Here is an 11878-nt window from a genome sequence, read left to right on the forward strand (position 1 = left end):
ATTCACACCCACCCTGAATCCCCTCTATCGCTCGCACAATAGATAACGTCCAGGATGGACTTCCTTCCCTTATCTACTACCCCTTTGTCATGATCCTCGCGCCAGCCTTCGTATTGGGGCGCAACGAAGAGAGTACCGAATACTCCAAATTCTGTCAACACCCCTGGGCAAGAGCGAGCAACAAAATACGCAGGAGGTTTGAGGTCTCCTGCGCGGATTATGGAATTTGCCTTACTCACCCAGCACGGCTTTGAGTTGCGGCATTTGTTTGAGTACCAGATAGCGAATGACACCCGTTCCGCCGGTGCCACGTAGCAAGAGCACCAGTGAAGCCTTATCGCTGATACGGTTTACCATGACGGTTTTTCCAAGATACTCGAGGCCGAGACTTTGGATAGAAGAGAGGTGGTATTTTTCACCCATAACGCTTGAGATAGAAAGCATGGTGTGGAGGTAAGTAGCCAGCAGGTCGGGCTCTTCAATAGTTTGGCCTGCCCAGGACAGCAATTGACCCGTATTGCTTATCACCAGAACACTTTCAATCTCGGGCTTGTCTAAAAAAGGCCGTAGTCCTTCCATCAGCGCTTGATGGGGGGGCTCTGTGTTGGCGGGCATGCTGGGCACAGGCGGAGTCGGTACAGGCGCTGCTTGGGGGAGGGTTGGGGGCTCGGCCTGGCTGACTGCAATCGGTACAGGCTCACTCGGAGCGGGAGTGGGTGGAATAGGGGTTGGGGTTGAAGCTGCTGTGAAAACTGGCGTTGCGGCCGGGCTGGGAGCTGGCGATGGCTCGCCGGTGGTAGGAGATGCTTGCTTGGCGGCGCTTAGGGCACGCTCGATTTTGGGGAAAAGGTCGTCGGGGGTGAAGGGTTTGGAAACCACATCGAAGGCCCCCGCCTGTTGGGCTTGAGCCACCACGCCCTCATTGATGATGCCTGAAATCAGAATGACCGGCACACCTTTGGTGGACTCTCGCATCTTGAGTATCTGGCAGAGTTCAAAGCCGCTCATGCCGGGCATGACCACATCGGCGATCACCAGGTGGGGTGTGTTGTGGCTGACCGCCTCGAGGCCCTGTTCGGCAGACTCGCTGGTCGTGACGACCAGGCCACGGGTGGACAACAGCTTCTCCAGCACTTTCCGTACGCTGGTGCTGTCGTCAACAACTAGAACCTTGGCTCCTTGCATAACTACCTCAATGGTAGAACCATATGTCATCTGAACTGGTGATGTGTGACCATTACCGCAAGAATGGGGCGAATGCAACCAACCAGGCAGCCATTTCTTAAACCAAAATCCAGGGGGCACTTTCCTTTCGGAGTGTGCCTGGGGGTCAACGAACGCACCGGGTAGGGTACGTGCACCTAGTTGATGCCGTGTTGCCGATGATCCATCTCCACAGCCAGGGAAAGCAGGAGTTGATCGGTACTCTTGCGAATCGTGACGGGCTCCAGAAAGAAATCGGCTTCCGTCAGGGGTTCAAAGTGAAAATGACCTTTTTGTTGTTGCTCAGCTTGGAGCAACAGGTGTAATACTGCATCTTCGCCACTCTTTCCCCCGTACTCGGCGTGGATGAGCTGGCCTTTGTTAAAGAGCCAACTGGCGCTGCTACCTTCGATCTCGACCCGCAAGCGCCCGGTTTTGGCCGATTTGGCCAGCCACTGGGCCAGCTCAAACAGGCTCATATCGCCCAACTGCCCCTGGATGCCGTGTTGTGCGACGGAATTGGCGGGTTCAGAGATGTAGGTCTTGCGGGTGAGCTCGAGGATCAGTTTATAAGCACTGCGTACTACCTCGGCCACCGGCGTATCGAGGGGCATGATCAGGTCAAGGTCGCTGGTTCTGGGTGAGGCGGTATCGTCGAGCAGGACAAAGGGCACCAGGTTGAGCTGGGGATCGGAGCGCACCATGTCAAAAAACTCCGCGCCACTCAGATCGCTGAGTGAGGCGGTACTGACGATTACATCGGGCCGGCTGCGCTCCAGGAGGGTCATGGCATAGAGGGCGCTGTCCTCAACCTGGACGTCAAAACCCGACAGGGAAAAACTGTCTTTGAGCGCGATGCCGCGCTTGGGTTGACCGGTGAGGATCAGGGCTCTCATCAAAGAATCTCCTTTGTCAAGTCAGCGCTCCTGGTAATAGCTGTAAACGACTTTCCTGACGAACGGTTTTGTTGGGGATGCTGGATGGAGCTCCGGCTACACTCCCTGCAAAAACCTGTCTAATTCTACCTCGTCGGCGGGCTTGGTCAGGTAGGCATTTGCACCAAGCTCGACGGCCAGGTCGCGGTGTTTGGATGAGGCCCGGGTGGTCAGCACCGCTATGGGCAAGTGGGCGAGGTTGGGGCGTCGACGTACTTCTTCTAGCAATTCGAAGCCCGACATCCGGGGCATCTCGAGGTCGGTGACCACGGCCTGGAAGGGTTGCTGCTCCAGGAGCTCGAGGGCCTCCTGTCCGTCGGCTGCGGTAACCACCTGGTGTCCGGCCTTGCGCAGCATCTGTGCCACCACCTTGCGAACCGAGAGCGAGTCGTCCACCAACAGCACCGGCAACCGCCGGGTGGAGGCGCTCTCGATGCGGGTGTGGAAGGGCATAGCGGTATCTAAGGAGAGAAGGCCGCTTGGACTCAAGACCAGGATGACCTCCCCGCTCGGTGCGATGGTCGCACCCATCAGGTGGGGTAACTCGGAAAGGGGCGCGCTAAGGGGTTTGACCAGGGCTTGTTGCAAGCCAATAAAACGCTCGACCGCCAGTGCGACCAGGGCCCCACCCCGACCTTCCACCACGGCCAGGTCGTACTCTTCCTGCGCCACGGGGGGTAAGCCCAGCAGCGTGCTGAGTGTTTTGATAGGGATGGGGCTGTCTTCGTAGATCACTTCCTGCTGGCCGGCAGACGCGGTGAGCAGGGTCAAAAGGCTTTCGCGCGGAAGGGCGATCACCTGCCCTCCGGTCTGGAGCAACAAAATGTCCGAAACCACCAGGTTCTGCGGGACGCGCAGGCGGACGGTAGTACCCAGCCCATGGCGGGTTTCCACGGTCAGATCACCGCGCAGACGACGGATGGTAGCCGCTACGGCATCCATGCCTACCCCGCGCCCGGCCACATCCGAGACCACCTCGGCGGTAGAGAGCCCAGAGATAAAGATGAGCTGAACGGCTTCCTCCGGGCGCAGGGCCTCCACCTGTTCTTGTGTAAGCAGGCCCTTTTCTACCGCTTTTCTCTTGACCGCCTCGAGGTCGATGCCCCGGCCATCGTCGCTGATTTCCAGCACCAGGGTGTTGCGCTGTTGCAAGGTGCGGATGGTCAGGGTCCCCTGGGCCTCCTTGCCTTTGGCCCGGCGTTCCTCCGGGCTTTCCAGCCCGTGAATGATCGCATTGTTGACCAGGTGGATGAGGGCTTCGGACAAGCCGTCCAGCAGCACCGAGTCAATTTCGACCTGCTCCCCCTGAAACTGTATTTGGACAGGCTTCTCACCTGCGATTTGCTGTATCTGGCGGGTGAGGCGCTGGTAGAAGCGGCCAATGGGAATCAGGCGTGCGCGGCTGACTTCTTCGCGTAAGCTCTGGGAGAGCTTTTCGAATTGCTCCGTTTCCTGGCGGAAAGCTTTGATCTGTTCGCTCAAACTGCTGCGAACCTCGGCCAAGTCGCTGGTCATCTCCTGGATGGAGCGGGCCAGGATGTTGAGGTCGTCGTAGCGGTCGAACTCGAGCTCGGAGAAAAGCTCCTGTACGGTTTTGCCCAGAGTGCTTTGGGCCTGGGGGGATTGGCCGGGGTTCTGGGCTTCCTGCGCCAGTGAAAGACGGGGGTTGAGGTAGCGATTTTCGAAGTCGGTGGTGGTACGTAAAAGTCGCTGCCGGGCTGTTTCCAGCAGGTTATCCATTTCCTCAAAGCGCTGGGCCAGCAATTCCAGGCGGGAGCGAGCTACCAGGGTCTCGCCAGCCAGGTTGAGCAGGGCGTCGAGGCGCTCGAGGCTCACCCGCACCGAAGCCGTGCTGCTGGGGCGGGCCCGCCGGGCAGGGGCTGTGGCCGCCGGAGTAGTGGCAGCAGGGGCTGCTTGCGCTTCAGGTCGAACTGGGGCTTCTCGACCCAGCAAAAGTGCCAGGTGGCTTTGTAGCTCAAAGAGCTGGTCGTTCAGGCTTTGAGCGGCCTGGGGGTCTTTGTCCTCGGCTACCACAATCATCTTGCCCAGTACCTGCGCGCCTTCCAGCATCACCTGGGCTATTTCGTGGCTCCAGGTTCTCTGCCCCTCGCGTACCTCCACCATCAGGTCTTCAAGCTGGTGGGCCAGGGCGCCGATGGGTTTACAGCCCACCGAGTAGGCCGCGCCCTTGACCGTGTGCATGGCCCGAAACAGCGCCCGCAGGTGTTCGCCGGTCTCGTCGCCGGATTGCAGGCTTGCCAGGATGTTGCCCACCTGGTCGAGGTTTTCCAGGGTTTCGGGGGCAAAAAACTCCCAGAACTCTGCATTTTGCTTGTAGAACCCCTGTAATTCCTCCACCACCCCCGCCTTGGGACTAAGCGATAGAGACGCAACTTCTTCGGTAGGTTCAGGGGTTTCTCGAACAAATGCGTCGGGGTTGAGGGCGGTTAGCTCCCTGATCAGTTCGGCAGCCCCCAGCCGGCCTAGCTCGAGGCCCACCCGACCTTCTTCACCGTGGATGGCGATGTTTTCCAGGGCGGTGGTCAGGACGGCTGTGACCTGACCCATAAACTCAATTACCTTGGCTTGCTGGCTCTGTGTGTAGTGGGGTGCAGCCTCCAGAATGCGCTCAGCCAGGGCCCCCAGGTTTGAAGTTTGGGGAAAACCATACAAGCCTGCCGAACCCTTGAGGCGGTGAGCCATCACCACCAGGGGTTCATGACGCTGTATCGCCAGGAACTCGGCGGCCTGCTCGAAGACCACCACAGTTTCCCAGGCCTCGTCGAGGAAACTCTGCAGCAGATCGGGTGTGGTCACGGCGGACATACGGGCTCCTAGTCAGGTAAGCGGAAACGGCTCAGATTGCGGGCGAGCTCTTGAGCCAGCACGCGCATGGCTTCGGCGGACTGGCGGCCTTCCTGGCTTTCAGTTCCGGTTTGCTGTGCGGTGTGGGCAATTTTCTGCACGGCCTGATCCACCCGTTCCACCACCGATACCTGGCTCTGGGCCAGGCTCGAGATTTCCTGGGCCAGATTGGCGGACTGTGCGGCCAGCTGGGCGATTTCCTCGAGGCGACTCCCAGCGCTGTTGGCCACACTGTAGCCGGTTTCTACCTCGCGTACCCCGTCTTGTACCAGCCCCACCACACGGGTAATCTCGCTTTGTACCTGCTGTACCAGATGGCTTACCCGGTTGGTCTCGCGAGCCGACTCCTCGGCCAGCTTGCGAATTTCGTCGGCCACAATGGCAAAGCGGCGACCCGCAGCCCCGGCCCCTGCGGCCTCGAAGGAGGCGTTGAGGGCCAAAAGGTTGGTTTGCGAGGCGAAGTCCTCGAGCACTTTGGTAATGCTCTCGATCTCGGCCGAGCGCTGGGCCAGTGCGGTAATACTCTCCGCAATAACCTGCATTTCCATACGAATGTCGCTCATGCCCGCAAGGGTCTGGGTCACAGCCTGACGGCCTAGCTGGGCCGACTCGAGGGTCTGGCGGGCGGCCTGGGCGGTGATGCCTGCGCTCTCAGCCATTTGGCGAATGCTGGAGGTCACGACCTGGGTCTGGTTTTGCACCTGACTCACTTCCTGGGCCTGCAAGAGCGCGCCCGAGGCAATGGAAGAAGTGAGTTGATCCATCTGAGCTGCGGTTTCGTTAACCGAGTCGGCGGCTTGCTTCACACCCTTGAGCAAGTAAGCAATTTCCTCCAGGGTGAGGTTGACCGCATCTACCACGTTGCCCAGCACATCATTGCTGACCTCGCCACGCTTGGTCAGGTCGCCCTGGGCAATCTCGGAGGCAATGTCCAGGAAACGCTGTACGTTTTGCTGGAGTTGCAGCCCCCGCTGGCGCTCTTCTTCTTGTTGCTCCACTAGGCTTCGCAGAGTAAGGATGGACTGGTTAAGAGTCTTACCCACCAGCCCCAGTTCGTCGTTAGAGCGTATAAGTACCAGCGAGGAAAGATTGCCTTCGCCCAGATGCCGGGCTGTTTTGGTCAGTTCGCGAACAGGCGCCAGGATGGAGTTGAGCACCCCCACAATCAGCCACAGTGCCAGTACCAGGGTCGAGATTACGATGAACAAGCTGAGTACCTGGTTGTTGACCAGCTGCCCCAAACGTTGATCGAGAACCACATTCAGCTGGGATAGGCCTGCGTTATTAACAGCAAAGTAAGCGTCTACAGGGCGGCTGAGTTGTTCGAAATATAGTGTGGGCCCCAGGGCAAACTGCTTGCTCAGAACTTCCCGGCGGGTCAGATCAGCAGCCGATTCGGTGATGGCCCTGGCCGAGTTCACGCGCTCACTCAGGGTATTTCCCAAAATAGGATTGGCGTTCAAGGCATTTTGTACCGTTCGCTCTAAAGGAGCTGTAAGCGAAGCAATCTCACCTAAGTTGGTGCCCCGGTTTGCCAGAGTGGCCAACAGGCCGCTCAAGCGCTTTTCTTGTTCAGGGGATAGAGCTCTGGATTGCAACGCGGTTGTGCCCAGGCCCTGGATTTGGCTCAGTGCTTCCATCACCGGAGGCAGACGATAAACCACCGCGTCTACAAGCCAGTAACTTTGCCTGGTTGGATCGAGAAGGAGGTTAGAGCCAAAGGCAATCCTTTCGTTGAGGCTAAAGACCTGCTGTATCAGACGGGTATGCTCTATAAAGCTGCGATTTGCGCTTTGATTTACAGCCTGGAGGGTGTTCCAGTTGACTTTGAGCGTCTCCAGATCCTTGTCTAGACCGAAGGGATCGCCCTCCGCGCGGTTAATTTGTTGTAGGAGGGACAGGCTGCGTTGTACTTCTTCGGCTTTCTTGCTACGCTCTATGGCTAAATCCTGATTGCCCGACAGTACCGCAGCGCTCATTCCACGATGCTCGGCCAGGGCCTTGATAACACTGCTGGTGTACTGCAAGAAAAGCACGCCCTGCTTTTCCGCTCGCACAAAATTGATGTCGCTGCGCTGCTCTGAAACCAGCGAGAAGAGCAGATAAAAGATGGGGAAGAGCAGTGGAATGACCAGAAGGGCCAGTTTGTAGGGGATGCGAAGGTTGCCGAAAAACCCCGTGTTGGGGGCCTCGAGGGTTTCGGCATCCACGCGTACCTTTCGGCTCTGGGCCCCCAGGAGCCCAACTTGCTTAATCTCCACCTCTCGAAAGTCGCGCTGTAAAGCCATACAAGTTCCCCTGCTTATGCTGGCAGCCGGAAGCGGGTGAGGCTCTGGCTCAGTTGCTGCGCCAGGGCCCGCAGTTCCTCGGCGGTCTGGCGGCCTTTGCGGCTTTCCTCGTCGGTTTGCAGGGCGGTGTTGTAAATATCCTGCACAACGTTCGTCACTTCCTCTACCCGGCTCACCTGTTCCTGGGCTACTTCAGCTACGCGGCGTGCGGCCTCGGCGGATTGCTGGGCTAAGGCTGCGATTTGCTCGAGCTTGCTGCCAGCTTCGGTAGCGATGCGATAACCCTGTTCCACCTCGCGAGTACCGCCTTCTACCGAGATCACCACGCCTTGAATCTCGGTCTGAATCCCCTTAACCAGAAGGCTGACACGCTGGGCTGCACGAGCCGAGTCCTCGGCCAGCTTGCGCACCTGGTCGGCCACTACTGCGAAACGGGCTCCGGCCTCACCGGCCCCAGCGGCCTCGATGGCGGCGTTAAGGGCCAGCAGGTTGGTTTGCTTGGCGATGCGCGAGATGGTGTCCACCACCTCGGAAATCTCCAGAGAGCGGTCTGAAAGACCCTTGATGCTCTTAGAGATGCTCTGCACCTCGCGGCGAATGTTTTGCATGCCGCTCAGAGTGTTTTGCACCGCATTCTTACCTTCCAGCGCGGCTTCTTTAGCCTGCATAACCAGACCGGTACCCTGTGCGATTTGACCGGCCATGCTGCGAATAGTTTCGGTGGCATCTAGAGCTTCGATACGTGCCCTGGCTGAAAGCTCGGCCTGCGATTCGGCTTTTTCCAGCACGCTTCCCGAGCTCAGGGCCATCTGCAAAGCGCCTTGGTTCACCATCTCGGTAGCGTTCTGTACCTGCTTGAGCAGGTAAGCGATCTCCTCAACCGTCAGGTTCACTGCGTCTACCACGTTGCCCAGCACGTCCTCGGTCACGCGCCCGCGCTTGGTCAGGTCGCCTTGGGCGATGTCCATGGCCACGTTCAGGAAGGCCCCGATGTTTTCTTGCAGGAGCTGGCTTTGCCGCAGTTGCTCGGCGTCCGCTTCGGCTTTGGCCTTGAGCTGTAGGGCAGTTTCGTTGAAGGTGCGGGCCAGCGAACCAAGTTCGTCGGAGGACTGAACGGGTACCTGCACCCCAAGGTCGCCTTTGCGCAAGCGAAGCGAGGCGCTAAACAACTGCCCCAGTGGTCGAGTAATCGAGCGGGCTACCGCCCCAACCAGGCCGAAAGTAAGGGCCAGGAACAGGGCGAAGAGTACAAAGGTGATGAGCTGACCCCGTTGAAGTAAGAAAATGCGCTCCTCAAGAAGGTTATCTAACAGGACAAGTGCCGCAAAGCCAAATTGGGTGAGAATATCTGTGGCGGCACCTAAGGTTTCGTCGTAATCCTTGGCCGAGAAGCTCAGGCGCGTGGGCGAGACGATTTCGTTGATGGCCAGGACATAGGCTTCTCGAACCAGTCCCTCGGTCTGGCTGAGAGGCCCCGATAAGACCCTGGCATTCCTGGCGTCTTTTTCTGCTGCGAACGCGATCTGCTGTTTCAGCTCGAGTAGGTTCTGGCCAATCTTTACGGCCAAAGCGTTCACCTCGGCACGCTCATATGCGTTGGCAGTGCCTTTCTTGAGGATATTGAGGCCCAGGTTGTGCAGGCGGGCCAGATCTTCTCGCATGGAAGGGATGAGATTGACGGTGGAGGTGACTAGGTAATAGGTTTTGAGTTCAGGGTCGAGGGTCAGTTGAGAGTTGTTGGCAACCCGAACAATCAGTTGCTGGATTTCGGCCAATAATGCGGCATGCTCTTCGAAATTGCTTATAGAGTCCAGGCGGATTGCTTGATCCTTGAGCCGGGTCCAGCTTCTCTTCAGGCTGGCAATTTGATCGCCGACAGCCAATTTGCCTTTGAGCTTTTGGTCAAGCTGGCTCAACGCCTCGAGTGCAGCGTCAACCTCGGCAGCTTTGCTGGAGATTTCCTCTTTAGAACCCTGCCCCACGAGGAACCGGTCTACGTTTCGGCGGTGCTGACCGATTTTTACCATGCTCTCGTAGAGTTTGGTGACGTACTGAGCACCGTCTGCCTCGTTCCAGGCGGAGTTGATCTGGTATTGCTGGGTGTTATAAATAGAAACGGTTAATAGCGAAACAGGAACCAGGAAAGCAATGCTGATAAGCAGCAGTTTTTGCCAGATTTTGAGCGATCCCAGCAGGCCACCGACCTGCATCATCTGGGTAGGGGCTGCTGGGGTAGGGCGACGGGCCGGGCGTACGGCGGTTTTGGGGGTACGGCGAGTCATGTTTCAACCTCCTGAACTTTTTCTGCGGAGGTCTCGAGCAGCGAGGTCAGGAACATCGGCAGCCCCACTACCGCTACGGCCAGCAGCAAGAAGAGGTTGAGCGAAAGCAAGCTCCCACTGGCCACCATGCTGTGAATTTCTTCAGTGCCCGTTGCGGTAAAACGGGCTGCCAGCATGGCGGTGTAGTGCATGAAGGGGATGGCCGAGCCGGTGATGATGGCGGTGATCAGGTGGCGAAAAGGAACCAGATTAAAAGCCGGGCTGGTGAGTGTCCAGATGCCAAAAGTACCCAGTGCGACTGCCACCAAAACCGAGAGCGCGACCATGGGAAGGTCGAAGGTCAGCCTGGCATCCAGGCGCATGGCGAACATGCCCACATAGTGCATCACACCGATGCCTGCACCCAGAAAAAACCCCGAACCCAGCACCCGGGTAAAGCCGGCCTTAGGTTTGCTGACCAACTGGAAGGCCGCCGCAGCGCCAAAAATAGCGAAGAACACCGAGACTAGGGTAAGGAGGGGGTCGTAGGCTACCAGCATGTCGAGCTGTAAGGCGGTCATGGCAGTAAAGTGCATGGCCCAGACCCCCAGCCCAAAGGTTCCCGCGCCCAGCCATAGCCAGCCACTACCAGAGGCCCCTTGTTGCAAGCGGTTGATGATAGCCAGTGCGGCATAGGCTGCGAAAATGGCGATCAGGAACGAAGCCCCCACCAGCAGGGGGTCGTGGTTCATGGGAAGATGTGTTTGATCCATACAGGACAACTCCTTAGGCTTGAGGCACGGGTCTGCTGAGGGTGTCAGAAGTTGGTGCCTGTGAAGATATTTGTACAGAAAGGTGCGCGAAGAGATTGCGCACCTCGAGGATTTGCACGGTTTTGCCGTTCTCCTCCAGAACTGCACTAAAAAGCGGATTTGGGCTGGGGGCAATCCAGGCTCCGCTCAGGTTGGCGCGTAGCCCCACCACCTCGTCAATCATGAAAGCCAGGGGTTGCCCTTCGAACTCGAGCAAAGCCGCGATACCCGAGCCTCCAGGCGTAATTTGCAAGATGTGACTCAGATCGAATACCGGCACAATTTGGCCCTGGTTGCTCAAGAGCCCCAGCAAGGGTGGGGGGGCCAGCGGGACGGGAGCGGGTTGGGTCACTTCCAGAACCTCTTTGAAGGTCTTTGGTTCCACCCCCAGAAAAGTGTCACCCAAGCGCAGCACCCAAATTTTGTCAACAGTGGTATTAATCATAGCCTGGCCCTTGTGCCTTATCGGGTAGATCCGAGTGGCTGGCTTACACTCCGCTTAGAGCAGTTCCTGGACTGCTTTGCGCAGGGCTTCGGGGGTGTAGGGCTTGGTCAGATAGCCATTGGCACCCTGGCGTTTGCCCCACTCAATATCGGTAGGCTCGCCCTTGGAACTAATGACCAGTACCGGGATGTGTTTGGTGGCCTCACTCCGACGCAGGGAGCGCAACACCTCGTAGCCGTTGCGGCCCGGCATGACCACATCCAACAACACCGCATCTGGCTTCTCGGCTTCGATGCGCTGCTCGACATTCTCGCTGCCCTGGTATAGCACGACCTGGTGATACTGCGAAAGCGAGTGTTCAATGAGCTTCAGGTCGGCCAGGGAGTCGTCTACTGCGATCAGTTTTGCCATGTTTTCCTCCATCTTTGCGTTCGGAGAAGGTATGTCTGCTGAGAGGTATTTCCGCCCGCAATGTAATCACAAGTTACGTGAAGCGTTACGCACACCCCGTGATGAATGCACACCCTGGTGGCGCCAAGGCGTTACGTGCGGATACCCCCAAATGGGGGGGGTGGTTGTGATGCAGGCTAGCGAAAGACGAGAATACGCCCTATAGAACTTAATTTGTGCCGGAACCCTACATAAGCACCCTCATATGGCTGGATTCAGCTCAGATTTGGAAATAGAAGTGCTACGCTACCATGCTGTCGCTCGAGCTCAATTTCGCAGACCTGGCGGACCATTGGCCGGCTAATGTTAGCAAGAGATTGAACTGTAGTGAAAAGTAGTAAAAAAAGGGCATAAAGTCAGACTGAAAGGGCAGGGAGTACGGTCAGTAGCTGGGATTTGAGGATTTTTGCGGCATTGTGCTGTGCTGTCCGCCAAGAAAGATCTGGATGTAGTTGTTTTTGCTGTCGAATAAGGTGTAGGGCCTCGATGGCCAGGTCAGCATGTTTGAGTTGAGTAGCATAGGAACGAGAGAGGCATTTGGATAAACCCAGGTTCTGTTTGAGCAGGCGATGCACCCGCTCCAGATCCCAACGAGCTTTCCAGGCGGCAAGGACTTCTT

At 57.7% G+C, this 11878-nt stretch carries 9 protein-coding genes; all 9 read right to left on the reverse strand.

The annotated features are described in order from the left end of the window. Positions 1–231 precede the first annotated feature (231 nt). Positions 232–1185 (reverse strand): response regulator, encoded by a 954-nt coding sequence (locus tag Mhypo_RS18775; RefSeq protein ID WP_119342148.1) that lies wholly within the window; start codon positions 1183–1185, stop codon positions 232–234. A gap of 176 nt (positions 1186–1361) precedes the next feature. Further along, positions 1362–2099, reverse strand: a complete 738-nt coding sequence (locus Mhypo_RS15340; protein WP_119342149.1) for a DUF4388 domain-containing protein — start codon at positions 2097–2099, stop codon at positions 1362–1364. Between the two features lie 96 nt (positions 2100–2195). Next, the gene (locus tag Mhypo_RS15345; protein ID WP_119342150.1) at positions 2196–4964 is read right to left on the reverse strand and encodes a hybrid sensor histidine kinase/response regulator; all 2769 of its coding nucleotides are present in this window, start codon (positions 4962–4964) and stop codon (positions 2196–2198) included. Positions 4965–4972: 8 nt separating this feature from the next. Further along, positions 4973–7291 (reverse strand): methyl-accepting chemotaxis protein, encoded by a 2319-nt coding sequence (locus Mhypo_RS15350; RefSeq protein WP_119342151.1) that lies wholly within the window; start codon positions 7289–7291, stop codon positions 4973–4975. 14 nt (positions 7292–7305) lie between these two features. Further along, positions 7306–9573 carry a methyl-accepting chemotaxis protein gene (locus tag Mhypo_RS15355; RefSeq protein WP_119342152.1) on the reverse strand — a complete coding sequence of 756 codons (2268 nt, stop codon included), beginning with the start codon at positions 9571–9573 and terminating at the stop codon, positions 7306–7308. Continuing rightward, complete coding sequence (locus Mhypo_RS15360; RefSeq protein WP_119342153.1) at positions 9570–10325, reverse strand: MHYT domain-containing protein; 756 nt, start codon at positions 10323–10325, stop codon at positions 9570–9572. The genes Mhypo_RS15355 and Mhypo_RS15360 overlap by 4 nt, the downstream gene beginning before the upstream one ends. A 13-nt stretch (positions 10326–10338) precedes the next feature. Further along, positions 10339–10809 carry a chemotaxis protein CheW gene (locus tag Mhypo_RS15365; protein WP_119342154.1) on the reverse strand — a complete coding sequence of 157 codons (471 nt, stop codon included), beginning with the start codon at positions 10807–10809 and terminating at the stop codon, positions 10339–10341. 54 nt (positions 10810–10863) lie between these two features. Continuing rightward, positions 10864–11220, reverse strand: a complete 357-nt coding sequence (locus Mhypo_RS15370) for a response regulator (protein WP_119342155.1) — start codon at positions 11218–11220, stop codon at positions 10864–10866. A 395-nt stretch (positions 11221–11615) separates the two neighbouring features. Next, positions 11616–11878 (reverse strand): hypothetical protein (locus Mhypo_RS18395; protein WP_420845996.1); only part of this gene is annotated, 263 nt, incomplete at its 5' end.

The sequence above is a fragment of the Meiothermus hypogaeus genome, assembly GCF_003574035.1.
GTDB classification, from domain to species: domain Bacteria; phylum Deinococcota; class Deinococci; order Deinococcales; family Thermaceae; genus Meiothermus; species Meiothermus hypogaeus.